Here is a 25248-nt window from a genome sequence, read left to right on the forward strand (position 1 = left end):
GAGCCGGGACGGTCAACGGGCGGCGCGTGGCGCGAAGTACGCCAGTGCCGCGCCCGCGACGAGGGCGGTGCCCTGGGCCATCTGCTGCCAGAAGGTGGGCACGTCCAGCAGTGTGAGGCCGTTCTGGAGGCAGCCCAGGAACAGCACGCCGAGCAGCACACCGAGAATCGAGCCGGAACCGCCGGTGAGCGCGACCCCGCCCACCAGTACGGCGGTGAGCACGGCCAGTTCGAAGCCGCTGCCCGAGGTTCCGGAGACCACGCTGTCCAGCACCGACGCCTTGATCGCCCCGGCGAGGGCCGCCGCGACGCCGGTGACCACGAACAGGGCGAAGGGAGTACGGCGGACGTCGACACCGGAGAGGTGGGCGGCCTCCCGGTTGACGCCGATGGCGAAGACGTGCCGGCCGGCCGGAGTGAGCGCGAGGAACAGGGCGCCGGCGACCAGGACCAGCGCGGCGACGACCACCGGTGCGGCGACGCCTGCGATCCGTGCCCCGCCCAGCCAGGCGAAGCCGGTCCCGAATCCGCTCAGCGGCAGCGGGAAGAGCTGTTGGGCCAGGCCCCGTACGGCGGTCAGCATGCCCAGGGTGACGATGAACGCGGACAGGCCGAGGTAGCAGCACAGCAGGCCGTTCACCGCGCCCACCACCGCTCCGGCGGCCAGCGCGCCCGCGACGGCGACGACCGGCGACTGTCCCTGCCCGGCGAGCCATCCCCCGATCAGGCCGCCGAGGGCGAGCGTGGAGCCGACCGACAGGTCGAGGTAGCCGCTGATGACCAGCAGCGCCGACGGCACCGCCACGATGGCCAGGGTGGCGGCGTCGGTGGCGATGCCCCGCAGGTTCGCCGGGTCGAGGAAGGTGCCGGTGGACAGCTGGAAGACCAGGACCATCGCGGTGAGCACGACGATCAGCGGCTGCCGCCGCAGCCCGGCCACTCCGCCCGAGGCCAGCAGCCGGGGGCGGGTGAGAACGGAGTCGACGGTGGTCATGCTGCTCCTTCGGCGGGGGCGGCGGTGCGGGGACGGGTGTCCGGGGCGGAGGGGGCGTCGGTGCCGGGGCGGTGGTGGCCAGGGGGCGGGATGGTGGCCGTGCGGTCGACCGGCGGCGGGGCGGGGGCGGGACGGGGGTCCGGGGCCGAAGGAGCGTCGGTGGCGGGTCGGTGGTGGCCCGGGGGCGGGATGGTGGCCGTGCGGTCGACCGACGGCAGGGCGGGGGCAGGACGGGTGTCCGGGGCCGAAGGAGCGTCGGTGCCGGGGCAGTGGTGGCCCGGGGGCGGGATGGTGGCCGTGCGGTCGACCGACGGCAGGGCGGGACGGGGGTCCGGGGTGGGGGTGGTTTCGTCGCCGGTGGCTGGGGATCGGGCTGGAGCGGCAGTGACCTGTGTACGGCTGCCCGGAGCCGGAGCGGCCTCGTCGGTGTCGGCGTGACCGGTGCCGGAGGGGGGTGCGGTGCGGGGGTCGGTCTCGGCGCGGCGGGCCGTCCCGGTGTCGTGGACCGCGGACAGCAGGGCCTCTTCGGTAAGTTCGGCGCCGGTCAGCTCCCCCACGATCCGGCCCGCGGCGACGATCAGGCAGCGGTCCGCGAGGGTGACGACCTCCTCGGGGTCGCTCGAGGCGAACAGCACGGCCGTGCCCCGGTCGGCGCCGAGTGAGGACACCACGTCGTAGATCTCCTGACGGGCGCCCACGTCGACGCCCTGGGTGGGTTCGTCGAGCAGCAGGACGTCCACGTTCCGGGCTTCGTTGATCCACCGGCCGAGGACGAGTTTCTGCTGGTTGCCGCCGGAGAACGCGGCCGCCGGCAACCGGGGCCGGGCGGGTCGCAGTCCCACCGCCTCGGTGAGCGCCCCGAACACCCGGCGCTCGGCACCCAGTGCGCGCACCCCGGCGCGCGCGAGGGGCCGTACGGACGGCAGCAGTGCGTTGTCCTGGGCGCCGAGCCCCGGGAACAGCCCCTGGCGGCGCCGGTCGGCCGGCACGAGGGCGATCCCGGCGGCGAGCGCGTCGGCGGGCCGGGTGGGGGTCACAGCGTGTTCGCCGACGCGGACGGTCCCGCCGACGGCCCGGCGTCCGCCGTAGAGACTCTCCAGGATCCGGGTGCGTCCGGAGCCGATGAGCCCGAACAGCGCGACACGTTCTCCTGCCGCGACGGTGAGGCTCACCGGCCCGAAGCCGGGGCCGTGCAGACGGTCGACGGTGAGCCGGGGCGGGCCGGGGGGACGTACGGAGGCCTGGGACCGCTGCCGGGGCCGCTGGGCGGGCCGGCCGGCGATGGCCTCGACGAGCTCGCGCCGGGTCTGTCCCGCTCCCACCGAGCGATGGGTCACCCGTCCGTCCCGCAGCACGGTCACCGCGTCCGCGAGCCGTTCGACCTCCGACAGCAGGTGGGTGACGTAGACGATGGCGAGCCCCTGGGTGCGCAGGTCCTCGACGCGTTCGGCCAGCGCGTCGCTCTCGGCTGCGGACAGCGCGGCAGTCGGCTCGTCCAGGACGAGGACGGCGGCGCTGCGACTGAGCGCCTTGGCGATCTCCACCAACTGCCGCTGACCCATGGGGAGTTCGCCGACCCGGTCGCGCGGGGAGCAGGAGGCGGCGACCCGTTCGAGCAGCCCGGCGGCGACCGTCTCCTGCGCGCGTCGGTCGATCCGGCCGAACCGCGTCCACTCCTGGCCGAGGAAGATGTTCTCCGTCACGGTGAGCGCGTCGACCACGCTCAGCGTCTGGAAGATGATCGCCACGCCGGCGTCGATCGACTCGCGCGGGCGGAGCCGGGTGTACGCGTTCCCGCCGACCTCGATCGTGCCCGCGTCCGGCGCGAAGGCACCGCCGAGGCATTTGATGAGGGTGGACTTGCCGGCGCCGTTGTGGCCGAGCAGGGCGTGGACCTGACCCATCGGCACGGTCAGGTCCACGCCGTCCAGGGCCCGCACCCCGCCGAAGGACTTGCTCAGTCCGCGGATGCGCAGGTTCACCGGGGTCATGGCGGCCTCCTAGGAGTTCTGGGCGAGCAGGGCGTCGATGGCCGCGGTGTCACCGGGGCCGACGAGGGAGACCGGGACCTGTGCGCCGGGGTCCGCCTTGCCCGCGGCGACCGCGAGGGGCACCTCGACGACGGCGTTCGCGATGTCGTCCGGTGCGAGGGCGGCCGAGGCCCGGTAGAAGGTGCCCTGCTTGATGGCGAGGAGGGAGGGCACGGCGCCGTCCTGCCCGCCGACGAAGGTCTTCGCGTCGTCCTTCTTCCGGCCCGTCTGCTGGAGCGCCTTGAACCCGCCGTACGCCGCGGCGTCCGTGACGCCGAGGACGAGGTTCAGGTCGGGGTGCTTGGCGAGGATCGCGTTGGTCTTGGCGAGTCCGGTGTCGGGGTCGATGGCCTGCTCCCGGGCGACCACGTCGACTCCGGGTGCGAGCTCGGTGAACGCGTCGATCATGCCCTTGGTGCGTTCGCGGCCCAGTTCGATGGTGCTGTCGGTGAGGAAGGCGACCTTGCCCTTTCCGCCGAGCGCGTCCTCGGCCCACTTGGCGGCCGCCGTGCCGAGCAGGGTGCCGCCCTCGCGGAAGCTGAACCGGATGTCGGCGCTCTGGTGCTCCAGCGTGCCGCCGTAGGTCACCCAGATCAGACCGGCGTCGAGGGCGGCCTCGGCGATCGCCTCGGTGGCTTCGAACACCATGGGGAAGGACACGATCGCGGGCACCTTGCGGGCCACCCAGGTGTTGAGGTTGGTGGCCTGGGTGTCGGCGTTCGCCGCGTCGTTGGTGGTCAGCAGGGAGACGCCGTGCTTCTTCCCGGCGGCGGTGGAGAGCTTGACGAGGGTGCTGTAGAGCGGGAGCTGGGTGAACGGGTAGTCCAGTCCGATCCTCGTCGGGCGGGCGCCCGTCGAGGCTCGACCCGAGGGGGCGGCCGAGGTCGAGGCGGCCGGTGCCGAGCAGCCGGCCGCGGTGAGCGCGGTGGCCGCGACGGCGGCGCCGGAGTAGGCGAGGAACTGTCTGCGCGAGGCCGAGGGGACGGTGACGGACCGGCGTGAGGTCATGGCGGGGCTCTCCGAGGGGCGGGCCCGCTGAGCGGCGGGCGTCCGGCTGTGCCGAACAGGAAAGCGCCGGGCCTCGTCGCTCCACCATCCGTACAAATACCGAACGCCGGCGCCGGGAGCTGCCGGGCACCGTCTCCGAGGGGCGCACGGATCCTGGCGTCCCGGGACGGTCACCGTCTTGCCCGGCGTGGGCCGCGTCCCTATCGTGGGGCCCTACATATCGTTGGGCCCCAAACGAAATTCCCGTCCCTGAGCGCTCCCCCGGAGGCTCGCATGCTCAGCCACCACCAGATCGCGGCGGCCACCCGTATCGGCATGCTCACCCGCGAACGCGACACCGCGTCCGCCTGCGACCAGGCGCTGCGGGAGCTCGCCCGCGCTCTGCCGCTCGACGCGGCGACCCTGCTCGCGATCGACCCACCGAGCGGGGCCCATGTGCAGATCGCGGGCATCGGCTACACCGCGGAGGTCTCCGACGCCCTGGCCGCGGAGTTCGTCACGACCCCGTGGTACCGCAATGTCGTGGGGCGGGAGCTGCCGCCGTCCATCTCCGAGGACGCCGAGGACCCGGAGGAGCTCGGGCCCCGGTTCCGCCAGGGCTGGTTCTACGCCGAGCGGGTCCGGCCGGCGGGTTTCCGCGACGGGATCACCGGAGCACTGCGCCACCGCGACCGGCTCGTCGGCCTGGTCCACCTCAACACGGAGAGCGCCGGCGCCTACGACCTCGAGGCGCGCCGACTGCTCGCCTCCGTCATCCCGGCCCTCGGCGCGCTGGCCGACCCCCTGACCCGCGCCGGTGACGCGCACGGCGTGCCGGAGCGGGGTGCGGCCTGCCTCGTGACCGCCGGCGCGACGATCGGCCTGCCCGGCCGCGACCGTGCCCGGGTGCCGGCGGACCCGGAGTTCCAGGGCCTGCTGCGGGCCTTCGCCGACACGGGCGGCCATCGGCTGCGGCTGCTGTGGCCGGTCGAGGGCGTCTGGTACCGGGTCACCCTGCACCGGCACCGCCGTGCCGCGGCCTTCACGGCGGACGCGGTGCTGGTGCACGAGACGCGCACCGAGCTGCCGTACGGGCTCAGTCCCCGGGAGCTGGAGGTGCTCACCCGGGCGGCGACCGGCCAGACCAACCAGGCCATAGCGCAGGCCCTGTTCCTCTCCCCGCGGACCGTGCACAGCCACATCGAGCACCTGCTGCGCAAGACCGGTGCCGCCTCCCGCGCCGAGGCCACGGCTCTCGCGGTCCGCGACGGCCTGCTGCGTCCGGCACCGGACCACCTCGCCTTCTTCGTCGAGGGCGAGAGATGAGAAGGCGCGCGCCGCGGCGACACCCGCGTGAGCGCGGATCCGCGGCAACGCGCCTTGCCCTGTGCCTCGTTCACCTCGTCTCGCTGGTGTCCGTGGTGTCGGTGAGAGCCGCACGGCCGGCTTCGAGCCGGGCTGACGGGATGCGGAAGGGCGAGCAGGACACGTAGTTCAGACCGGCCCGGTGGAAGAAGTGGATGGATTGCGGGTCGCCGCCGTGCTCGCCGCACACGCCGGTCTCCAGCCCCGGGTCGACCTCGTGGGCCGCCGTGACCGCGAACTCCACCAGCCTGCCCACTCCCTCCTGGTCGATCGACTCGAAGGGCGAGACCTCGAAGACGCCCTTCTCCAGATAGAGCGGGAAGAAGGAGGCCTCGGCGTCGTCGCGGGACAGCCCCCAGGTCGTCTGCGTCAGGTCGTTCGTGCCGAAGGAGAAGAAGTCGGCGGCCTCGGCGATACGGGCCGCGGTGAGCGCGGCGCGCGGCAGTTCGATCATCGTGCCGATCGGGCAGTCCAGTGGTGTGCCGGTCTCGGCGGCGACCTCGGCGAGCACGCGTTCGGTCTCGGCGCGGGCCAGGCGGAGTTCCTCGACCGTCCCGACCAGCGGGATCATGATCTCGGCGCGCGGCCGGCCGCCGTCCCGCAGACGCCGTACGACCGCCTCGGCGATCGCCCGCACCTGCATGGCCATCAGCCCGGGCACGGCGAGGCCCAGGCGCACTCCGCGCAGGCCCAGCATGGGGTTCTGCTCGTGCATCCGCTCGACGGCGTCCAGGAGTTCGCGGTCGTGGAGGTCCGGGTGAACGGCCTGGGCCAGGCGGACGGCGAGTTCGGTGCGGTCGGGCAGGAACTCGTGCAGCGGCGGGTCGATGAGCCGGATCGTCACGGGCAGGCCGTCCATCGCCTCCAGGATGGCGGTGAAGTCCGCGCGCTGGAGCGGCAGGAGAGCGTCCAGAGCCTCCTCGCGCGCGGTGTCGTCGCGGGCCAGGATCATCGCCTCGATCAGGGCCCTGCGCTCGCCGAGGAACATGTGCTCGGTGCGGCACAGTCCGATGCCCTGGGCGCCCAACGCCCTTGCCCGTACGGCGTCTTCGGGTGTGTCGGCGTTGGCGCGCACCTCAAGACGGCGTACCGCGTCGGCGTGCGCCAGTGCGCCGAGGACGGCCTCGGTGAGGGCTCCCTCGCCCGTGCCGGACTCCAGTGCGCGGCCGACGTCGGAGGCGGTCAGCGGCAGCGCCCCGAGATGGACGGTGCCCGCGGTGCCGTCGACGGAGACCGTGTCGCCCTCGTGGACCACGGTGCCGGAGGGGGTGGTGAACCGGCGGGCGACGGGGTCGACGGCGAGGTCCTCCGCCCCGCACACGCACACCTTGCCCATGCCGCGCGCGACGACGGCCGCGTGGCTGGTCTTGCCGCCCCGGCTGGTCAGCACCGCCTGGGCGGCGATCATGCCGGGCAGGTCGTCGGGGGTCGTCTCACGGCGGACCAGGACCACCTGTTCACCGGCGGCGGCCCGCCGTACGGCCTCGGCGGAGTCGAAGACGACGGCGCCGACGGCGGCACCCGGCGAGGCGGAGATCCCGTGGGCGAGGGGCGCGTCGGTGGCGTCGGCGACGAAGCGGGGGAACATCAGCCGGGTGAGTTCGGCGCCGCTCACCCGGACGAGGGCCTCGTCGGCCGTGACGGCGCCCTCCTCCTGAAGGTCGTGGGCGATGCGGAAGGCCGCCTCGGCGGTGCGCTTGCCGACACGGGTCTGCAGGATCCACAGCCGCCCGCGTTCGACGGTGAACTCGACGTCGCACAGGTCCCGGTAGTGGCCCTCCAACGTCCGCAGGTGGTCGCCCAGTTCGATGTAGGAGCGGGGGTCGAGCCTCTTCATCTCGCTGATCGGCAGCGCGTCACGCACGCCCGCGACGACGTCCTCGCCCTGGGCGTCCGGCAGGTAGTCGCCGTACAGTCCGCGTTCGCCGGTGGCGGGGTCACGGGTGAAGGCGACTCCGGTGCCGGAGTCCGGGCCGAGGTTGCCGAAGACCATGGCCTGCACGTTGACGGCCGTACCGAGGTCCTCGGGAATGTGCTCGCGGTGACGGTAGACGCGGGCGCGCTCACCGTTCCAGGAGTCGAAGACGGCACGGACGGCGCGGGCGAGCTGATCGGCCGGGTCCTGGGGGAAGTCCTCTCCGGTCTCCCTGCGGATCAGCTCCTTGAACTCCTCCACCAGCACGACGAGTTCGGTGGCGGGGAGGTCGTGGTCGGTGGCCGCTGCCAGCGCCGTCCGGTGTGCGGCGATGGCTTCCTCGAAGAGGTCGCCGTCCACGCCCATCACCGTGTGGCCGAACATCTGCACAAGGCGCCGGTAGGAGTCCCAGGCGGAGCGTTCGTCGCCCGTCACCTTGGCGAACCCGGCGACGGTCTCGTCGTTCAGGCCGATGTCGAGGATCGTGTCCATCATGCCGGGCATCGAGAAACGGGCGCCCGAGCGGACGGACACCAGCAGCGGATCAGCGGCGGCGCCGAGGGTGCGGCCCATGGCCTGTTCCAGTCCTGCCAGGGCACGGGCTGCCTCGACACCCAGCTCGGGGGGCTCCTCGCCGGTGGCCAGATAGACCTTGCAGGCCTCGGTCGTGACCGTGAATCCGGGCGGCACGGGCAGCCCCAGCCGGGTCATCTCGGCGAGGCCGGCGCCCTTGCCGCCCAGCAGACCGGCCATCTCCCGGCTGCCCTCGGCGAACGTGTACACGTACTTGGTCGGCGTGCTCATCACGGCTCCAGACCTCTCGCTCATGGGATCTCACTCACGGGATCTCACTCATGGGGTACGACGGCCACGGGGCAGCCGGCGTGGTGGATGACTGCGTGTGCGACGGGGCCGGTACGGGCGAGCGCCGGGCCCTGGGTGATCCGGCGGCCCACGACGAGCAGGCTCGCTCCGGAGGCCGCGCGGATCAGAGGAGAGGCGGGCCGGCCCTCGGTGAGGGTCTCGACGACTTCGACGCCGGGGTACTTGTCGCGCCAGGGCCGCAGGACGGCGGCCATGAAATCCCGCCACTCGGCGGCGCGCCACGGCTCCTCGATCAGACCGATCTCCCCCGGACCGAGTGCGAACGGCGCGGGCGGCTGCCAGGCGTGGACCGCCCGCAGCCGGCTCCCGCGATCCCGTGCGGCCTCGAAGGCGAAGTCGATCACCTCGTCGCACGGGTCCGCCAGGTCGAGCCCCAGCACCACGTCCCGCCGACCGCTCCGCTCGGGCCCGGCGGGCACGTACGCGCCCGCGGCCTCCCCCGCCGCCCTGACGAGGACGACGGGCCGGACGGCCCGTGCGACGACGCCGAGGGCGACCGAGCCCACCAGGAGTCCCGTGAAGGCGCTCAGCCCTCGCGAACCCAGCACCAGCACGTCCGCCTGTTCGGCGGCCCGCAACAGGGCCGCGGTGGCGGGCCCTTCGACCTGCTCCTCCTCGAGACGCGCCTCCGGGCAGCCGCGGCCGATGCGTTCCTCGGCCTGTCGCAGGGCCCGGCGCGCCATCAGACGCTGGGCCGCGGTGGCGGGCTCACCGTCCTGGCGGGGATGCCAGCTCCAGACGTGCACCAGCCGCAGCGACCGCTCGCGCCGTACGGACTCGCGGGCGGCCCACTCGGCCGCCGCGAGGCTCTCGGCCGATCCGTCGACTCCGGCGATGACGGGCGGGGGCATGGCGCGCACCTCCTGCGCTTCGACCTGCGTTTCGACTGCTCCTCGCTGCCAGCGTCGCTCCGGCGTCCCTCGCCGGGTATGGGCCGCCAGGGCTCGGGCCGGGTCCGTTCGGCCCCCTTGGCGAGAGCGCCCGCGGCGGCCGGGGGGCGGGCCGGGGAGACTCGGCCCGGGGACATGGGTCGTTCGGCCCCTGTGGGGCCGGTCGGCGGTGGCGCACCGTGAGGGCATGAGGGCGTGTAGGCGGATCGCCGTCGTCGGCGTGGGCAACGAGTTCCGGCGCGACGACGGGGTGGGCTGGGCCGTCGTGGCCCGGCTGAGGGAAAGGGCCACGCGGCGGTCGTGGCCGCCTGACGTCGTGCTGGCCACCTGCGACGGGGATCCCGCACGGCTGATCGGCCTGTGGGAGGGCGTGGAGCTGGCCGTCGTCGTGGACGCGGCCCACGCCCACCCGGGCACACCGGGCCGGGTGCACCGCCTCGAGCTGCGCGAGGCCGGCCTGTCCGGAGCGACGACCACCAGTTCGCACGGCCTGGGTCTCGGTGAGGCCGTGGAGCTCGCGCGGGTGCTCGGACTCCTGCCGCGCGAACTGGTCGTGTACGCCGTGGAGGGCGCCGACAGCGACTTCGGCACCGGCCTGTCCCCCGCCGTGGCCGCCGCCGTGGAGCCGCTCGCCGAAGCCGTCGAGAGCGACATCGCCCGACCGCGGCCTGCTATGTCCGGGAGCCGGCCGTGAACGCGCGGCGCTTCGAGGTGTACGGCACCGTCCAGGGTGTCGGCTTCCGTCCCTTCGTGTACCGCACCGCGGCCGAGCTGGGACTGACCGGCTGGGTGGCCAACGTCAACGGTCACGTGGAGGGCGAGGTCGCCGGGCCCGCCGGCCTCATCGAGACGTTCGCCGACCGGCTGCGGTCCGATGCTCCGGCCCTGGCCCAGGTGCGCCGGATCCGGCTGACCGAGGGCACCCGGGCGTCGTACGGCGAAGGGTTCCGGGTGCGCCACAGCGTGCCCGCCTCCTCGGACCCGGCCGCGCGCGAGATCCCGCCCGACGCCGCGATCTGCGACGCCTGCCTGAGCGAGATGCGGGACCCGGGCGACCGCAGACACCGCTATCCGTTCGTCAACTGCACCGACTGCGGCCCCCGCGCCACGATCATCGACGACCTGCCCTACGACCGGATCCGCACCACGATGCGGGCGTTCGCGCTGTGCCGCGACTGTGCCGCCGAGTACGCCGATCCCCACGACCGGCGGTTCCACGCCGAACCCGTGGCCTGTCCGGCCTGCGGCCCCCGGCTCGCGTGGCAGGACCTGCGCGGCGAGGAGGCACTGGGGGCGGCGGTGGCGACGATCGCCGCCGGCGGGATCGTCGCCCTGAAGGGCCTGGGCGGCTACCAGCTGGTGTGCGACGCCGGTGATCCGCGCGCCGTGGCCGAGCTGAGGCGCCGCAAGCACCGTCCGGCGAAGCCGTTCGCCGTGATGGTCGACGGGCTGCGCACCGCGTCGCGCCTGGCCGTGATCGGCGCGACGGAGGAGCGCGCCCTGACGTCCCCGGAGCGTCCCGTCGTGCTCCTGGCCCGCCGCCGTTCGCGCGGGGCTCGCCGGCTCGCCCCGCAGGTTCACCCCGGTCTCACGCGCGTCGGCCTGTTCCTGCCGACCACGGGTCTGCACCACCTCCTCCTCGACGACCTGGCCCGGCCCCTCGTGGTCACCAGCGGCAATCTGAGCGACGAGCCCATCGCCGTGGACGACACCGAGGCCCGCCGCGCCCTGTCCGGTGTGGCCGACGGGTTCCTCACCCACGACCGCCCCATCCGGGCGCGCTACGACGACTCGGTGGTGCAGTTCACCGGCCGGACCCGCATCACCGTCCGCCGCGCCCGCGGCCTCGCCCCCGCGCCGCTGCCCCTGCGCGTGCGGGAGCCGGTCGCCGGGGCCGGGGCCCAGCTCAAGCACACCTTCACGCTGGCCGCGGACGGCCGTGCCGTGCTCGGTCCGCACACCGGTGACCTGTCCGACCTGGCGTCCCACGAGGCGTTCCAGGCGTCGTACCGGCATCTGCGGCACCTCACCGGCATCGAGCCGCGCGTCCTGGCGCACGATCTCCACCCCGGCTACCTGTCCACGCAGTGGGCCCGGGCGCAGCCGCTGCGCCGTGTCGCCGTGCAGCACCACCACGCCCACGTGGCCGCGTGCGCGGCCGAGCACGGGGTGCGCGGTCCCTTCCTCGGCATCGCCTACGACGGGCTCGGGCTCGGGGACGACGGCACCCTGTGGGGCGGCGAGATCCTCGTCGCCGATCTGACGGGCTACCGCCGGGTGGGCCGGTTCGCGACCGCGCCCCTGCCCGGCGGCGACGCGGCGGTCCGCCACCCCTCCCGCACCGCCCTCGGCCAGTTGCTCGGCGGCGAGGCGCTGGGCTCACCCCGGCCCTACCCGTGGCTGACCCGCCCCTTCACCGACCGGCTCGACCCGCACGAGGTCACCGCCGTGACCGCCATGGTCGCCGGGAACGTCAACTGCCCCCGTGCCTCCAGCGCCGGACGGCTCTTCGACACGGTGGCATCCCTGCTCGGCCTCGCCGACCGCGTCGGCTACGAGGGCGAGGCGGCCGTCCTGCTCGAGGCGGCGGCCGGTGACACGCACGCCGTGCCGCTCGCCCACCGGCTGGTGCGGGTGGACGGGCTGTGGGTGTACGACCCGGCCCCGACCCTCGCCGACCTGCTGGCGCGACAGCTCGGCGGGGAGCCGGTCGCCCTGCTGGCCGCGGCCTTCCATCTGACCCTGGCGATCGTCACCTCGGACCTGGCCGCCCACGCGGTCGCCGAGGGCGCGCCGCGCACCGTGTGCCTGGGCGGAGGCTGCTTCGTCAACCGGCGGCTGCTGACCGAGGTCCGGCGCCGGCTGCGGGCGCAGGGGCTGCGGGTGCTGGTCGGCGGCCAGGTGCCCGTGGGGGACGGCGGCATCAGCTACGGCCAGGCGGCGGTCGCGGCCGCGCGGCTGACCGGGAAGGAGTGAGGGCGGATGTGTCTGGGGATCCCGGGGCTGGTGCTGGAGGTCCACGACGACGCCGGGCTGCGGATGGCGACCGTGGACTTCGGGGGGATACGGCGCGAGGCGTGCCTGAGCTGTACGCCGGAGGCGGATGTCGGTTCGTACGTGATCGTGCACGTGGGGTTCGCCATCACGCTGGTCGACGAGGCGGAGGCCAGGCGGACGCTCGAGGTGCTGCGGGCGATGGCGGGGGCGGTGGAGGGGGAACTGGGCGTGCCGTTGCCGTCCGCCGACGGGCGGGCCGCGGTCGACCCGGTCGACTGAACGGTGCGGGCGGGCCCGCGGCCGGGGCCTGACGGCCCCATGAGGGGACGGTCGGCCCATCCCCCGCACGCCGGCCCGGCCACACGCTGGAAGTGGAGCCGTCCGAGGCGAGGAGGACCCTCATGACCACCGCCGTCGACACCGCCGTACTGGACCGGGACGGACTCGGTTCTCTGGTCGACGCTCTCGTCGCCGACGGGCGGACCGTCGTCGGGCCGACCGTCCGGGACGGAGCCGTCGTGCTCGCCGAACTGGCGTCCGCGGACGAACTGCCCTACGGGTGGGGCGTCGAGCTGGACGCCGGGCGGTACCGGCTGGTCCCCCGTGACGACGGGGCCGTCTTCGCGCACAGTGCGGGGCCGCAGTCCTGGAAGTCGTATCTGCATCCGGCGCGCGAGCAGCTGTGGAGCGCCGACCGTACGCCGGAGGGTGACGTGTCCTTCGAGCGGCACACGCCCGAGGCGCCGGCCTACGCATTCCTCGGGGTTCGGCCCTGCGACCTGCGGGCCATCGCGATCCAGGACCGTGTCCTGACCGGCGGACGGTACGCGGACGACGGGTACGGCGCCCGCAGGCGGCGCGCGCTACTCATCGCCGCCGAGTGCACCGAGCCCGGCGCGACCTGCTTCTGTGTCTCCACGGGCGGCGGCCCCGCGGCCGACCCCGGATACGACCTGGCCCTCACCGAGGTCGTCGACGACGACGGCCACCGGTTCTTCGTGCGGGTCGGCAGCGAGGAGGGCGCACGGCTGCTGGAGCACGTGCCCCACCGCGATGCGGACATGGTCACCGAGGCGGTCGCGCGTGCTTCGGTCGACTCCGCCCGTGACCGTATGGGCCGTGCGCTGCCGCCGGTCGACCTGCGCGCGCTCCTGGGCGCGAGCCTGGAGGCCGAGCGCTGGGACGACGTCGCCGAGCGCTGTCTGACCTGCGGCAACTGCACGCTGGTCTGTCCCACCTGCTTCTGCACCACGACCGAGGAGGTCACCGACCTCACCGGCGACCACACCGAGCGCTGGCAGCGCTGGGACTCGTGCTTCGACCTGGACTTCTCGTTCCTGCACGAAGGGCCGGTGCGCCCCTCGGGGCGGGCCCGCTACCGGCAGTGGCTCACCCACAAGCTCTCCACCTGGTACGACCAGTTCGACAGCTCCGGATGTGTCGGCTGCGGTCGGTGCATCGCCTGGTGCCCGGTCGGCATCGACATCACGGAGGAAGTCGCCGCCCTGCACTTCGAGTCCGAGTCCGAGACGGAGGCATGAGCGATGACCCCCTCGATCGCCCTGCGCCTGACCCACGCGCTGTCCCCCGCGCACCGGGAGCGACTCCTGCGCGTGGCGCACGAAGTGGACCTCCCGCCGGGCGCCCGGCTCTTCGACGAGGGCGGGCACGCCGACCGGTTCTGGATCGTCCGCGAGGGCACGGTCGCCCTCGATCTCCACGTGCCCGGCCATCGCACACCCGTCATCGAGACGGTGGGCACCGGGGATCTCGTGGGCTGGTCGTGGCTCTTCGCGCCGTACGTCTGGCAGCTGGGCGCCTGCACGGTGACGCGGGTGACGGCCTACGAGTTCGACGCCGTGGCCGTGCGGCTGATGTGCCAGGACGACGCCGAGTTCGGCCGGGACGTCGCCGTGTGGCTCGGCCGGGTGCTGTCCCAGCGGCTGAGCGCGGCCCGGACCCGGCTGGTCGACCTGTACGGGGCTCCGGCGGGCGGTGACGGGCGATGACCGCCGTACCCGTCCCGTATCTCGTGGTCGACCACCGGCGGGAGACCTCGGAGTCGGTCACCCTGTGGGTGGAACCGCTGGCCGAGGCACTGGACGACTTCGCGCCGGGTCAGTTCGCGATGGTGCACTGCTTCGGGCGCGGGGAGATTCCGCTGTCCGTGAGCTCCGTCCAGGCCACGGGCGGGCTCGCCCACACCGTCCGGGCCGTGGGCGCGGTCTCCTCGGGGCTGTGCGAGGCGCGCACGGGGGACGTCATCGGGCTGCGCGGACCGTACGGCACCGGCTGGGAGCTGGAACAGGCCCGCGGCCGAGACGTGTTGGTCGTCGCGGGTGGCATCGGGCTCGCCCCGCTGCGGCCACTGGTCCTGAGCGCGCTGGCCGAGCCGGAGGCGTACGGGCGCATCAGCGTGCTGATCGGCGCCCGGACCCCGGCCGACCTGATCGCCCGCGAGGAGCCGAAGGACTGGCGCACGGCGTACACCGGGGTGACCGTCGACTGGCCCGACGCGGACTGGCGCGGCGACGTGGGCGTGGTCACCCAGCTCCTGGACCGGGCCCCCTTCGAACCGGCGGACACCTGCGCGTTCGTCTGCGGCCCCGAGCCGATGATCCGCGCCACCGCCCGCGAGCTCGCCCGGCTCGGTGTGCCCCCGCAGCATGTCCGGGTCTCGCTGGAACGGAACATGCGCTGTGCCACCGGGCACTGCGGACACTGCCAGCTCGGCCCGCTGCTGGTGTGCCGGGACGGGCCGGTCGTCGGCTGGGACCAGGCCGAAGCCCTTCTTTCCGTACGGGAGTTGTGACATGAGCGCCCCGACCCTCGCCGTGTTCAAACTGGCCTCCTGCGACGGCTGCCAGCTCACCCTGCTGGACTGCGAGGACGAACTCCTGGCGCTGGCGGGCGGGGTGCGCATCGCCCACTTCCTGGAGGCCTCCAGCGCGGTGGAGCCCGGACCGTACGACCTCACGCTCGTCGAGGGCTCGATCACCACGCCCGAGGACGCCGAACGGATCCGGGAGATCCGGGCCGCGTCGCGCCGGCTGGTGACGATCGGCGCGTGCGCGACGGCGGGCGGCATCCAGGCCCTCAGGAACTTCGCGGACGTGGACGAGTTCCGGCGCGTGGTCTACGCCCACCCCGAGTACATCTCCACGCTCTCCAGCTCCACCCCCGTCTCCGCGCACGTGGACGTCGACTTCGAGCTGCGCGGCTGCCCGGTGGACCGGCGTCAGCTGCTCGAAGTGATCACCGCGTTCCTCGCCGGACGGAAGCCGGACGTGCCGAACCACAGCGTGTGCTTCGAGTGCAAGCAGCGCGGCACGGTGTGCGTGACCGTCGCCCACGGCACGCCCTGCCTCGGGCCGGTCACCCATGCCGGCTGCGGGGCGCTGTGCCCCGCGTACCGGCGCGGCTGCTTCGGCTGCTTCGGGCCGTCCGGATCCGTCAACCTGCCCGCGCTGATCCCCCTGCTGCGCCGCGACGGTCTCGACGACGACGCCGTGGAGCGCTTCCTGCACACCTTCAACGCCGCTGCGTTCGACAAGGAGTTGAGGTCGCCGTGACGCACCGTGGATCCCGTGTCCTGCATGTCGGCTCGCTGTCCCGGGTCGAGGGCGAAGGCGCGCTGCGCCTGCGCGTCGAGGGCCGCACGGTCACCGAGGCGCACCTGGAGATCTATGAACCGCCGCGCTTCTTCGAGGCGTTCCTGCGGGGCCGCTCCTACACGGAGCCGCCGGACATCACCGCGCGGGTGTGCGGGATCTGTCCGGTGGCCTACCAGATGAGCGCCTGCGCGGCGATCGAGGACGCCTGCCGGGTGAGCGTCGACCCCGTGATCCGCGATCTTCGCCGGCTGCTGTACTGCGGGGAGTGGATCGAGAGCCAGGCCCTGCACATCTACCTGCTGCACGCCCCGGACTTCCTGGGACGGGCGAGCGCGATCGAGCTGGCGCGGACCCACCGGGCCGAGGTCGAGCGGGGGCTGCGGCTGAAGAAGGCGGGCAACTCGTTGATGGAGGTGCTCGGGGGACGCGCCATCCATCCCGTCAACGTGCGCCTCGGCGGCTTCCACCGGGCCCCCACCCGCACCGAACTGCGTTCCCTGTCGGAGGAGTTGAAGCGGGCGCTCGACGACGCCTGGGCGACCGTGCGCTGGGTGTCCGGATTCGAGTTCCCGGACGCGCACACCGATGCCGCCCTGCTCGCGCTCGCCTGCCCGGACACGTACGCGATAGAGAGCGGCACCCCGACCGTGCTGCGCGCCGACGGCACCAGCGGCTCCTTCCCGGTGCGGGACTTCACCGAGCGGGTCCGCGAGAGCCATGTCCCGCACTCCACCGCGCTGCACTCCCGGCTCGACGGACACCTGCACCTGACCGGCTCCCTCGCCCGGTTCGCCGTCGGCGGCAGGCGGCTGTCGCCGGTCGCGATCCAGGCGGCGATCGAGGCCGGACTGGGTGATCCGCGCGAGGGCGCCGTGTGCCGCAACCCCTACCGGTCCATCCTGGTGCGGGCGGTGGAGATCGTCTACGCCGTCGGTGAGGCATTGCGCATCGTCGAGGCGTACGAACCTCCCGAGCGCTCCTTCGTCGAGGTGCCGCCACTGGCGGGCACCGGCCACGGCGCCACCGAGGCGCCCCGCGGCCTGCTCTACCACCGCTACGAACTGGCCCGGGACGGGTCGGTGACCGACGCGCTGCTGATACCGCCCACCGCCCAGAACCAGGGGGCGATCGAGCACGACCTGCTCCGTCTCGCCCAGCGGGCCCTGGCCGAACGCGACCCGGGAGACGAGGAGTTGACGGCCCTGTGCGAGCGGGCGATCCGCAACCACGACCCGTGCATCTCCTGCTCCACCCACTTCCTCGACCTGACGGTCGTCCGCACCCCGGGAGGACCTCATGCCTGAATCCCCGTTCACCGTGAGCGACGTGATGACCCACACCGTCATCGCCGTCGGGCGCGACGCTCCCTTCAAGGAGATCGTCGGGCTCATCGACCAGTGGAAGGTCAGCGCCCTTCCCGTCCTGGAAGGTGAAGGCCGGGTGATCGGAGTGGTCTCCGAGGCCGACCTGCTGCCCAAGGAGGAGTTCCGCGACACCGACGAGGGGGAGCCGGCCGAGCGGGCCAAGGCCGGCGGTGTGACCGCGGGCCAGCTGATGAGCACCCCGGCCGTGACCGTGCACGCGGACGCCTCGCTCGCCGAGGCGGCCCGGATCATGGCCCGGCGGCACGTCAAGCGGCTCCCTGTCGTGGACGCCGTGGGCATCCTCCAGGGAGTGGTCAGCCGCGGCGATCTGCTCAAGGTCTTCCTGCGCGGGGACGAGGAGATCACCGAGGAGATACGGCACTCCGTGCTGTCCCGGCTCCCGATCACCACCGATTCGCTGACCGTGACCGTGGCCGAGGGCGTGGTGACGCTCCACGGCGCCCTTCCCGAGCGGACACTGGTGCCCGTGGTGGCCCGCGCGGTCCGGGCGGTCGAGGGAGTCGTCGACATCCGGCTTGATCTGACGCACCGATGAAGTACCTCGACGAGTACCGGGATCCCGCGCTCGCCCAGCGCCTCCTGGAGGAGCTGCGGGCGGTCGCCGCACACCCCTGGCGGATCATGGAGGTGTGCGGCGGGCAGACCCACACCCTGGTCCGCCAGGGCATCGACGAACTGCTGCCCGCCGGCATGCGCATGATCCACGGCCCCGGCTGTCCGGTCTGCGTCACGCCGCTGGAGACCCTGGACCGTGCCATGGCCGTCGCCGCCCGTCCTGGCGTCCTGTTCACCAGCTTCGGCGACATGCTGCGGGTCCCCGGCAGCGACACCGACCTGCTGTCCCTGCGGGCACGGGGCGCGGACGTGCGGGTGGTGTACGCCCCGATGGACGCCGTACGCCTGGCCGCGGGGAATCCCGACCGCGAGGTGGTGTTCCTCGCGGTCGGGTTCGAGACGACGGCCCCCGCCAACGCCATGGCCGTGCTGCACGCCGCCCGCCTGGGCCTGACGAACTTCTCCCTGCTTGTCAGCCATGTCCTGGTGCCGCCCGCGATGACCGCGCTGCTCGACGACCCGGACTGCGAGGTGCAGGCGTTCCTGGCGGCCGGACATGTGTGCGCGGTGATGGGCTGGCGCGAGTACGAGCCGATCGCCGACCACTACCGGGTACCGATCGTGGTCACCGGATTCGAGCCGCTGGACCTGCTGGAGGGCATCCTGATGGCCGTACGGCAGCTGGAGGCGGGCCGGCACGAGGTGGAGAACCAGTACGTGCGGGCCGTGCGGCGGTCCGGCAACACCGCCGCCCAGGACGCGGTCCGCGAGGTCTTCCGGGTCACCGACCGGTCCTGGCGAGGAATCGGCGCACTGCCCGCGAGCGGCCTCGAACTCACCGACGCCTACGCCCGGTTCGACGCCGCCCGCCGCTTCGACGTGGCCGGACTGCGCCCGGTCGAGGACGCCGAGTGCATCGCCGGCGCCGTCCTCACCGGGGCCAAGCTGCCCACCGACTGCACCGCGTACGGCACCCGCTGCACGCCCCGTCATCCGCTCGGCGCGCCGATGGTGTCGTCCGAGGGCACCTGTGCCGCGTTCTTCGCGGCCGGACGTACCAGGAGTGCGACATGACCGTCGAATGCCCCACCCCGAACCACGAGGACGAGGTTGTGCTGCTGGGCCACGGAGCCGGCGGCCGGCTCACGGCGGAGCTGCTCGACGAGATCGTCCTTCCGTCCCTGGCCGGTGAGCCGGGTCCCATGGAGGACGCGGCGCTGCTGCCCGGGTACCGGGAGCTGGTGATCAGCACCGACAGCTTCGTCGTCAGTCCGCTGTTCTTCCCCGGCGGCGACATCGGATCCCTGGCCGTGCACGGCACGGTCAACGACCTGGCCATGCGGGGCGCCTGGCCCGTCGCCCTGTCGGTCTCCCTCATCATCGAGGAGGGCCTGCCCCTGGCCGAACTCCGGTCCGTGATGCACTCGTTGGGCAAGGCCGCGCAGAGCGTCGGGGTACCGGTGGTCACCGGGGACACCAAGGTCGTGGGGCGGGGTGCGGCGGACAGGCTGTTCGTCAACACCACCGGCGTCGGCCAGCGGCACGGCTCCCTGCACCCCTCCGCCGCGCTGGCCCGGCCCGGCGACGCCGTCCTGCTCTCCGGTCCCATCGGGCTGCACGGCACGACCGTGCTCAGCACCCGCGAAGGCCTCGGCTTCGAAGGTGACATCGCCTCCGACAGCCGGCCCCTGCACCGGCTGGTGCGCGCGCTGGCGCCGCTCGGTGCGGCGGTGCACGTGCTGCGCGATCCGACCCGGGGAGGCCTCGCCGCCGCCCTGAACGAGATCGCCCGCGACTCGTCCGTGGCCGTGGAGATCGAGGAGAGTGCCGTGCCCGTGCCCGGACCGGTGGCCGCCGCCTGCGACCTCCTCGGTCTGGACCCGCTGGTCGTCGCCAACGAGGGCTGTCTGGTCGCCTTCGTCGAGGCTGCCGCCGCCGGGGAGGCACTCGCCGCGCTGCGGTCGCTGCCCGAGGGTTCCGGGTCCGTGCGCATCGGCGAGGTGCTGCCCGAGGGCCCGTCCGGGCGGGTGACCCTGCGCACCCTCGTCGGTGCCCGGCGGATCGTGGACATGCCGTTGGGCGAGCAACTCCCCCGCATCTGCTGACGTTCCCCACGGTCCCGGTCACCGCCGCAGCGGGACCGGACCCTGCGTGAGCACCTCGCGGAGCGGGCGACGCAGCGTCGGACGGACATGCAGAGGGCGGCCCAGGCGCAGCACCATCTGCGGGTGGCGGCCCGCCGTGACCCCCCGGCGCACCTCCTCGCGCAGATCGGGCCGTTCGAGGGGCTGGGTGTGGAAGCCCGCCATGACTCCGCGTCCGGCCGCGTACAGCAGGACGCGCTGGAGCGCCTGCCCCGCCAGGAGCCAGTCGGCCCGCTGGTCGTAGGGCGTGCACAGGAGGGCGACGATTCCTGTTCCGGGGCCGCGGCGGCGTGCGGCGACGGTGTACCGGCGGGACATTCCGAGGTAGTCCCGGCCCGCCAGGAGGGTGAGGTCGGGGTGGGCGCGGCAGGCCGTGACCGGCACTCCGGTCGGTCCCACCCGGTGCGCCAGTTCGACGGCGCGCCACAGGTCCGCGCGGTCCGCCCGCTCCGCGGTGTCCACCAGCCGGGCGAGCAGCGCCACTTTCTCGGGGACGTCGAGCACCTGGAGGATCGCGCCCTCCGCCCGTGCCTGGTCGCGCAGCTCCGCGAGCAGTGCCTCCGTGACCGGCTCGGGCCCGAACGGTCCTCGATGGGTGTGTCGCAGGGACAGCGCCCTCGCCAGCGACTCCTCCTCGTCGGTGGGCGCGGCGTGCGCCCCGAAACCCACCCGGGCCAGGAAGTCCTGGTCCGCGAGTTCCGGCAGCACGTCCACGACCGGGCGGAAGCCCAGCTGGCGTACGGCCGTCCGGGCGTTGAAGAGGGCGGCCCCGCAGGCGATGACCATCTCCCGCCCGTCGTGATCGGTCAGGGGCAGCCGGCGCCCGGCGTCCGCGTGCACCTCGAAACCCCGGTCATGGCCCTCCTCGACGAAGAACCAGGGCTGGCTGTTGTGCGGCGAGGGGGCGAAGGACGCGGCGCGAGCGAGGTGGAGCGCCGCGCGACCCGGTGTGTGCCCGGTGACGGTCATGGTGGTTACCGCCCTTCGGAAGGCGTGCGCTCTCGGCGTCGGGTGCCGTGGCCGGCGGCGGGACTGGTCTTTCGGCCCTCGGACGCCGTGCCCCGCGGCGGGACGGGCCCTTCGGCCCTCGGACTTCCTGCCGTTCGGACCGCGGGCCGGGACCTCGCGGCTCTGGAGCCGGTGCGCAGCGAGCGCTTTGCTGGAGGTGTCGCAGAAGGACCGTGCCGCCGGCCGTCGAGCATCGACTCCGGCTCGCGACGCGGAGATACCCCGGCGCGGGCCCCGTGCGCCGGGGATCGTCCATGCTTCGGTGTCATCGGACGGTCAGTCCTTCCGCGCACCGGCCAGTTCCTGGGCGACCTGGGCCGCCCACCGCTCGATCTCGGTGAAGTCGCGGAAGTCGCCGCCCTTTCCGTTGCGCAGGATCATGCCTGCGATACGGCCCTTCGCACCCTCCTCCAGGCAGCCGCCGAAGGTGACGTGCCCGCGGGCGTCGAGCCGGGTCATGGCCCGCCGTACCGCCGGAACGGGCGGAATGTCCCGCTCGGTGGCCGAGGCGTCGAGCGGGCCGCTGCTGAACAGCCACAGGGGGCGTTCGGCCAGGGCTCGGCGGTGCCGGCGCAGGAAGCGCCGGGCGTCCCTGTGCCAGTGGCCGGCGTACAGGGCGCCGCCGACCACGACCGCGTCGCAGGTGCCGAGGTCCTCGACGGATCCGGCCGGACGCGCCCGGGCCGTGAGCCCCTCCTTGTTCAACACCTCGGCCACGGCCTCGGCGATCCGCGCGGTGGATCCGTTCTTGGTGCCGTAGGCGACCAGCACATCGGTGGTCATGGCGGGTCCGCCTCCTCTCGGGTCAGGTCCGGCGCAGCCAGTCGTCGGCCACACCGTGCAACGCCTGCTCATCGGGCTGGATCCGGGCGTCGTCGAGCCGGTAGGTGAGCTTGTCGACGACGGCGACCACTCCGTCGACCCGAACCGTCATGGCGACCGCGATCTCGGTCTCGCTCTTGCGTTCCATCTGGCCGGCCAGCGTGACCACGCCGTCCGTGACCGAGACGTCCACGCTGCGCGGTGCCAGCCACAGTGCCCGCACCAGCACCTCGTCGATCACTTCCCTGCGGATCTCCGCGTCCGGCCGCAGGAACACCTGCAGCAGGTCGCGCCGGGTGACGATGCCGACCAGCCGGCTCTCCTCGTCCAGGACGGGCAGTCGCTCCACCCGGTTCTTGGCCATCGTGCGGGCCGCCTCGACGATCGTGTTGTCGGCGTGGACCGTGATGGGCGGTTCGCTCATCAGCTGTCCGGCGGTGCGCGCCTTGGCCTTCGCCGCCTGCCGGCGCGCGGCGGGTGTCAGGTCGGCGAGCCGGAAGCGCCTCTTCGGCTCGTACGGGTCGGGCAGTCGGGCTTGATGGGTCATCAGGTCGGTCTCGGAGATGACGCCGATGACCTTGTCGTCCTCGTCGACCACCGGCAGTCCGCTGATGCGGTGTTCGCGGAGCAGCCGGGCCACTTCCTTGAACGTGGTGCCGTACGTGGCGCGGACGACCTCCATGGTCATCACGGAGCCCACTTTGCTGTGCTTCATGGCTGTCTCCTCCTCAGCGGAGCCGGCGAAGATAGGGGTCCTGCTGCCGACGGGGCAGCAGGCGCACGCGCGCGTCGAGGACGGTCACCCCGCCCGGCGCGGCGAGCACGGGGTTGAAGTCGGCCTCGGCGAGCTGCGCCAGGTCGCTCGCCATCCGGGAGAGCCGGTGCAGCAGCTGTTCGAGACCCGGCAGGTCGACGGGCCCGCCACCGCCCGCGCCGAAGAGCAGCGGGGCGCAGCGCGGGGACGTGATCAGGTCGTGCACGTCGTGGTCGGTGAGCGGTGAGAGACGGGCGGCGTGGTCGGCAAGGATCTCGGTGGCCGTGCCGCCGAGGCCGAACAGGACCAGCGGTCCGAACACCTCGTCCTGGACGACACCGGCGAACAGTTCGGTGCCGCGGTCCGCGAGCGGCTGGACCACCACGCCGGTGAGCAGTCCGGCGAACCGGGTCCCCAGGTCGCGGAAGGCGGCGCGGACCTGGCTGTCGCCCCGCAGGTCCAGGTGGACGGCGCGCTGTGCGCTCTTGTGGAGCAGACCGGGCCAGTGGCCCTTCATGACCACCCGGCCGTCGGCTCCGCGCACCCGGTCCGCGGCCAGGACTGCCTCGTCCTCGTTCGTGGCCCAGGCCCACGGCAGCTGAGGAATGCCGTAGCAGTCGAGCAGCGCGGCACAGCTGCGCGGGTCGAGCCAGCCTCCGTCGGGGTGGGCCGCGAGATAGGCCTCGACGCAGGCCTGGGCGCGAGCCGTGTCGACACCGTCGAGGTCGGGGAACGTACCGGCGGGGCGGGCCAGCCAGGCTGCCCGGCGACCGGCATGGGCCAGTGCCCGGGCCGCTGCCTGCGGCTCGGCGTAGGCGGGCACGGTGCCCCCGCCGGCCCGGGGCAACAGCTCCACGGGCAGGGCCTGCTCGAGGCGTACGACGACCACCGGCTTCGGTCGGTGGCCGGACCTCCCGGTGACGGCCTTGACCAGGTCGTCACCCGTGGCGGCCGCGACCGCGGTGGGGACGAGGGCCACGAGCACGGCGTCGACGCCCGGGTGCCGCATGATCCGGTCCACGCAGTCACCCAGCTGCTCCTCCGTGACGGCGGCCGTGGCGTCCACGGGGTTGCCGATCGCGGCACCTTCGGGCAGTACGGCGAGCAGGTCGTCGACGAGTTCCGCGGTGGGCGGCGGCAGGGCGAGTCCGGCTTCCGCGCAGGCGTCGGCGCTCAGCACACCCGCGCCGCCCGCGTTGGTGACGATCGCCACCCGCGATCCGGGCGGAAGCGGTTGGGAGTGCAACAGGGCCGCGGTCTCCAGGAGTTCACCCACGGAATGGGCGGCGGTGATGCCGGCCTGGGTGAACAGGGCCTGGCGGGTCATCGTACGGGTGGCGGCCGCCGCCGTGTGCGAGGCGGCGGCGCGGCGCCCGGCGTCGGTGCGCCCGGCGTCCACGGTGAGCACCGGCATGCGCCGGGTGACCCGGCGGGCGGTGCGGGAGAAGGCACGCGGGTTGCCGAACGACTCGAGGTGCAGCAGGGCGAGGTCGGTGCGTGTGTCGCTCTCCCACCACTGGAGCATGTCGTTGCCGCTCACGTCGTACTTGTCACCGAGCGAGACGAACGAGGACACGCCGATGCCCAGCCGGGACAGGCCGTCGAGCAGGGCGATGCCGACTCCGCCGGACTGCACGGCCACTCCCGCGGTGCCGGGGCGCGGGTGGTTCGCGGCGAAGGTCGCGTCGAGGGCGAGCTGCGGGTCGGTGTTCGAGATGCCCAGGCAGTTGGGTCCGACCATCCGCATCCCGTACGTGCGGCAGGCGGTCCGCAGGGCCTGCGCCTGCTCCGCGTCCAGCCCCGCGGTGACGACGAGCAGTGCGCGGACCCCTGCCTTGCCGCACTCCTCGGCGGTCGCCGCAACGCCCGCGGCGGGTACGGCGACCACCACGAGGTCGGGAGTCCTGGGCAGGGCGCTGACGCTCGAGCAGGACGGTACGCCGAGGATTGACGTCGCCGCGGGGTTCACCGCCCACAGCCGCCCGGTGTAGCCGCCGGCCTTCAGCTGGTGCAGGATGGCGCGGCCCACGGAGCCCGGCTTGCGGCCGGCGCCGACCACGGCGACCGCGGCCGGCCGCAGCAGGGGCCGCAGGCTCTCGACGTCGGCGGCCCGGCCGCGCTCCTCCACCGCGGTCAGGTAGGCGTCGTCCTCGTCGAGTGCGATCGTGCAGCGCACTTCGGGCCCCTCGAAACGGCGGGCGGTGCGCAGACCGAGGTCGGCGAACAGGCGCAGCACTTCCTGGTTCTCGCTCAGGGCGTCGGCGGTGAAGGAGGTGACACCGTCCGCGCGGGCCGCGGAGACCAGGTGCTCGACCAGGAGCGTGCCCACGCCCCGGTGGTGCAGTCCGTCGGCGACCGCGATGGAGATCTCGGCCTCGGTGCCGGTGTCGCCCCGCTCGTACTCGGCCAGGCCGATCACCTGTCCGGCCCGCTCCGCCAGCAGCGCACGGTAGCCGGGACGCGGTGCGGCGCAGGCGCGGTCGGCGGCCATCTCGGCGGAGCGCCGGCTCGCCGCGAAGAACCTCAGGCGCAGGTTCTCCGGTGACATCTCCTCGTACAGGCCCTGCAGTTGCTCATGGTCGCTCGACGTCACCGGGCGGATGCACACGGTCGTGCCGTCCGCGAGCAGGGCGTGGGTCCGGGGACCGCTGAGCAGTTCGTCCTTCATCGCGGTTCTCCTCCAGGTCTTCGTGCACTTCGAGCGTCCAGCGGAACGGGGCGGGGGCCCATGGGCTGACCGGCGGTGATGCGGGGGCCGGTCGGCCCCGGTGGCCGGGCCGCGGCACACCGGTGGCCATGGCCGCTCGCCGGGCGCCGCCCGGCGGGGCGAACCGTGCTCGTACCGGCGCGGCCGGCGCCCGGCTGCCTGTCGGACGGCCGGGCCGCCCCTCTCCCCGATCGGGG

The 25248-nt window shown here is 73.7% G+C and carries 21 protein-coding genes; 12 read left to right on the top strand and 9 right to left on the bottom strand.

Annotation, left to right across the window (positions count from 1 at the left end; genetic code table 11):
- Positions 1 to 12 precede the first annotated feature (12 nt).
- Genes IOD14_RS25945 through IOD14_RS25955 form a run of 3 tightly spaced genes read right to left on the bottom strand, consistent with a single transcriptional unit; the run spans position 13 to position 4031 of the window.
- Positions 13 to 993: an ABC transporter permease gene (locus IOD14_RS25945; RefSeq protein ID WP_212671668.1), complete on the bottom strand. Its 981-nt coding sequence runs from the start codon at positions 991 to 993 to the stop codon at positions 13 to 15.
- Positions 990 to 2984 (bottom strand): sugar ABC transporter ATP-binding protein, encoded by a 1995-nt coding sequence (locus IOD14_RS25950; RefSeq protein WP_249126062.1) that lies wholly within the window; start codon positions 2982 to 2984, stop codon positions 990 to 992. The genes IOD14_RS25945 and IOD14_RS25950 overlap by 4 nt, the downstream gene beginning before the upstream one ends.
- Positions 2985 to 2993: 9 nt before the next feature.
- Positions 2994 to 4031 carry a sugar ABC transporter substrate-binding protein gene (locus tag IOD14_RS25955; RefSeq protein ID WP_212671669.1) on the bottom strand — a complete coding sequence of 346 codons (1038 nt, stop codon included), beginning with the start codon at positions 4029 to 4031 and terminating at the stop codon, positions 2994 to 2996.
- A 273-nt stretch (positions 4032 to 4304) separates the two neighbouring features.
- Between IOD14_RS25955 and IOD14_RS25960 the strand changes: the two genes are divergently transcribed.
- Positions 4305 to 5336: a LuxR family transcriptional regulator gene (locus IOD14_RS25960; RefSeq protein WP_123987223.1), complete on the top strand. Its 1032-nt coding sequence runs from the start codon at positions 4305 to 4307 to the stop codon at positions 5334 to 5336.
- 70 nt (positions 5337 to 5406) lie between these two features.
- Here IOD14_RS25960 and ppdK read toward each other — a convergent pair whose 3' ends face one another.
- Both ppdK and IOD14_RS25970 read right to left on the bottom strand, forming a co-directional pair.
- Complete coding sequence (gene ppdK / locus IOD14_RS25965; RefSeq protein ID WP_123987224.1) at positions 5407 to 8094, bottom strand: pyruvate, phosphate dikinase; 2688 nt, start codon at positions 8092 to 8094, stop codon at positions 5407 to 5409.
- A 44-nt stretch (positions 8095 to 8138) separates the two neighbouring features.
- Entirely contained in the window at positions 8139 to 9026 is an 888-nt protein-coding gene (locus tag IOD14_RS25970) for a universal stress protein (RefSeq protein WP_212671670.1), read from the bottom strand.
- 226 nt (positions 9027 to 9252) lie between these two features.
- Between IOD14_RS25970 and IOD14_RS25975 the strand changes: the two genes are divergently transcribed.
- The 11 genes from IOD14_RS25975 to hypE all read left to right on the top strand — a co-directional run bounded on the left by IOD14_RS25975 (position 9253) and on the right by hypE (position 19721).
- The gene (locus tag IOD14_RS25975; RefSeq protein ID WP_212671671.1) at positions 9253 to 9759 is read left to right on the top strand and encodes a hydrogenase maturation protease; all 507 of its coding nucleotides are present in this window, start codon (positions 9253 to 9255) and stop codon (positions 9757 to 9759) included.
- On the top strand, positions 9756 to 12041 hold the full coding sequence (gene hypF, locus IOD14_RS25980; RefSeq protein WP_212671672.1) for a carbamoyltransferase HypF: 2286 nt from the start codon (positions 9756 to 9758) through the stop codon (positions 12039 to 12041). Before IOD14_RS25975 ends, hypF begins: the two co-directional genes overlap by 4 nt.
- 6 nt (positions 12042 to 12047) lie before the next feature.
- Positions 12048 to 12341 carry a HypC/HybG/HupF family hydrogenase formation chaperone gene (locus IOD14_RS25985; protein ID WP_123987228.1) on the top strand — a complete coding sequence of 98 codons (294 nt, stop codon included), beginning with the start codon at positions 12048 to 12050 and terminating at the stop codon, positions 12339 to 12341.
- A 122-nt stretch (positions 12342 to 12463) separates the two neighbouring features.
- Positions 12464 to 13603 carry a 4Fe-4S dicluster domain-containing protein gene (locus IOD14_RS25990; protein WP_212671673.1) on the top strand — a complete coding sequence of 380 codons (1140 nt, stop codon included), beginning with the start codon at positions 12464 to 12466 and terminating at the stop codon, positions 13601 to 13603.
- Positions 13604 to 13606: 3 nt separating this feature from the next.
- Entirely contained in the window at positions 13607 to 14071 is a 465-nt protein-coding gene (locus IOD14_RS25995; protein WP_123987230.1) for a cyclic nucleotide-binding domain-containing protein, read from the top strand.
- Positions 14068 to 14874: an FAD/NAD(P)-binding protein gene (locus IOD14_RS26000; protein WP_212671674.1), complete on the top strand. Its 807-nt coding sequence runs from the start codon at positions 14068 to 14070 to the stop codon at positions 14872 to 14874. Before IOD14_RS25995 ends, IOD14_RS26000 begins: the two co-directional genes overlap by 4 nt.
- A gap of 1 nt (position 14875) precedes the next feature.
- The gene (locus IOD14_RS26005) at positions 14876 to 15634 is read left to right on the top strand and encodes an oxidoreductase (protein ID WP_212671675.1); all 759 of its coding nucleotides are present in this window, start codon (positions 14876 to 14878) and stop codon (positions 15632 to 15634) included.
- Positions 15631 to 16980, top strand: a complete 1350-nt coding sequence (locus IOD14_RS26010) for a nickel-dependent hydrogenase large subunit (RefSeq protein ID WP_212671676.1) — start codon at positions 15631 to 15633, stop codon at positions 16978 to 16980. The genes IOD14_RS26005 and IOD14_RS26010 overlap by 4 nt, the downstream gene beginning before the upstream one ends.
- Positions 16973 to 17596 (top strand): CBS domain-containing protein, encoded by a 624-nt coding sequence (locus IOD14_RS26015; RefSeq protein ID WP_123987234.1) that lies wholly within the window; start codon positions 16973 to 16975, stop codon positions 17594 to 17596. Before IOD14_RS26010 ends, IOD14_RS26015 begins: the two co-directional genes overlap by 8 nt.
- Positions 17593 to 18690, top strand: coding sequence for a hydrogenase formation protein HypD (gene hypD, locus IOD14_RS26020; RefSeq protein WP_212671677.1), 1098 nt, complete (start codon positions 17593 to 17595; stop codon positions 18688 to 18690). The genes IOD14_RS26015 and hypD overlap by 4 nt, the downstream gene beginning before the upstream one ends.
- Positions 18687 to 19721 carry a hydrogenase expression/formation protein HypE gene (hypE, locus tag IOD14_RS26025; RefSeq protein ID WP_123987236.1) on the top strand — a complete coding sequence of 345 codons (1035 nt, stop codon included), beginning with the start codon at positions 18687 to 18689 and terminating at the stop codon, positions 19719 to 19721. The genes hypD and hypE overlap by 4 nt, the downstream gene beginning before the upstream one ends.
- Before the next feature lie 18 nt (positions 19722 to 19739).
- Here hypE and IOD14_RS26030 read toward each other — a convergent pair whose 3' ends face one another.
- The 4 genes from IOD14_RS26030 to IOD14_RS26045 all read right to left on the bottom strand — a co-directional run bounded on the left by IOD14_RS26030 (position 19740) and on the right by IOD14_RS26045 (position 25012).
- The gene (locus IOD14_RS26030; RefSeq protein WP_123987237.1) at positions 19740 to 20729 is read right to left on the bottom strand and encodes a hypothetical protein; all 990 of its coding nucleotides are present in this window, start codon (positions 20727 to 20729) and stop codon (positions 19740 to 19742) included.
- A gap of 315 nt (positions 20730 to 21044) precedes the next feature.
- Positions 21045 to 21551 carry a flavodoxin domain-containing protein gene (locus tag IOD14_RS26035; protein WP_212671678.1) on the bottom strand — a complete coding sequence of 169 codons (507 nt, stop codon included), beginning with the start codon at positions 21549 to 21551 and terminating at the stop codon, positions 21045 to 21047.
- Between the two features lie 22 nt (positions 21552 to 21573).
- Positions 21574 to 22305, bottom strand: a complete 732-nt coding sequence (locus IOD14_RS26040; RefSeq protein WP_123987239.1) for a CBS domain-containing protein — start codon at positions 22303 to 22305, stop codon at positions 21574 to 21576.
- Positions 22306 to 22318: 13 nt separating this feature from the next.
- On the bottom strand, positions 22319 to 25012 hold the full coding sequence (locus IOD14_RS26045; protein ID WP_212671680.1) for a bifunctional GNAT family N-acetyltransferase/acetate--CoA ligase family protein: 2694 nt from the start codon (positions 25010 to 25012) through the stop codon (positions 22319 to 22321).
- Between the last annotated feature and the right edge of the window lie 236 nt (positions 25013 to 25248).

It is taken from the genome of Streptomyces sp. A2-16, from assembly GCF_018128905.1.
In the GTDB taxonomy this organism is placed as follows: Bacteria; Actinomycetota; Actinomycetes; order Streptomycetales; family Streptomycetaceae; genus Streptomyces.

Bases quoted from the DNA above. Each gene is read 5' to 3' on its own strand.
- IOD14_RS25945 (WP_212671668.1), bottom strand. From the start codon at position 993: ATGACCACCGTCGACTCCGTTCTCACCCGCCCCCGGCTGCTGGCCTCG.
- IOD14_RS25950 (WP_249126062.1), bottom strand. From the start codon at position 2,984: ATGACCCCGGTGAACCTGCGCATCCGCGGACTGAGCAAGTCCTTCGGC.
- IOD14_RS25955 (WP_212671669.1), bottom strand. From the start codon at position 4,031: ATGACCTCACGCCGGTCCGTCACCGTCCCCTCGGCCTCGCGCAGACAG.
- IOD14_RS25960 (WP_123987223.1), top strand. From the start codon at position 4,305: ATGCTCAGCCACCACCAGATCGCGGCGGCCACCCGTATCGGCATGCTC.
- ppdK (WP_123987224.1), bottom strand. From the start codon at position 8,094: ATGAGCACGCCGACCAAGTACGTGTACACGTTCGCCGAGGGCAGCCGG.
- IOD14_RS25970 (WP_212671670.1), bottom strand. From the start codon at position 9,026: ATGCCCCCGCCCGTCATCGCCGGAGTCGACGGATCGGCCGAGAGCCTC.
- IOD14_RS25975 (WP_212671671.1), top strand. From the start codon at position 9,253: ATGAGGGCGTGTAGGCGGATCGCCGTCGTCGGCGTGGGCAACGAGTTC.
- IOD14_RS25985 (WP_123987228.1), top strand. From the start codon at position 12,048: ATGTGTCTGGGGATCCCGGGGCTGGTGCTGGAGGTCCACGACGACGCC.
- IOD14_RS25990 (WP_212671673.1), top strand. From the start codon at position 12,464: ATGACCACCGCCGTCGACACCGCCGTACTGGACCGGGACGGACTCGGT.
- IOD14_RS25995 (WP_123987230.1), top strand. From the start codon at position 13,607: ATGACCCCCTCGATCGCCCTGCGCCTGACCCACGCGCTGTCCCCCGCG.
- IOD14_RS26000 (WP_212671674.1), top strand. From the start codon at position 14,068: ATGACCGCCGTACCCGTCCCGTATCTCGTGGTCGACCACCGGCGGGAG.
- IOD14_RS26005 (WP_212671675.1), top strand. From the start codon at position 14,876: ATGAGCGCCCCGACCCTCGCCGTGTTCAAACTGGCCTCCTGCGACGGC.
- IOD14_RS26015 (WP_123987234.1), top strand. From the start codon at position 16,973: ATGCCTGAATCCCCGTTCACCGTGAGCGACGTGATGACCCACACCGTC.
- hypD (WP_212671677.1), top strand. From the start codon at position 17,593: ATGAAGTACCTCGACGAGTACCGGGATCCCGCGCTCGCCCAGCGCCTC.
- hypE (WP_123987236.1), top strand. From the start codon at position 18,687: ATGACCGTCGAATGCCCCACCCCGAACCACGAGGACGAGGTTGTGCTG.
- IOD14_RS26030 (WP_123987237.1), bottom strand. From the start codon at position 20,729: ATGACCGTCACCGGGCACACACCGGGTCGCGCGGCGCTCCACCTCGCT.
- IOD14_RS26035 (WP_212671678.1), bottom strand. From the start codon at position 21,551: ATGACCACCGATGTGCTGGTCGCCTACGGCACCAAGAACGGATCCACC.
- IOD14_RS26040 (WP_123987239.1), bottom strand. From the start codon at position 22,305: ATGAAGCACAGCAAAGTGGGCTCCGTGATGACCATGGAGGTCGTCCGC.
- IOD14_RS26045 (WP_212671680.1), bottom strand. From the start codon at position 25,012: ATGAAGGACGAACTGCTCAGCGGTCCCCGGACCCACGCCCTGCTCGCG.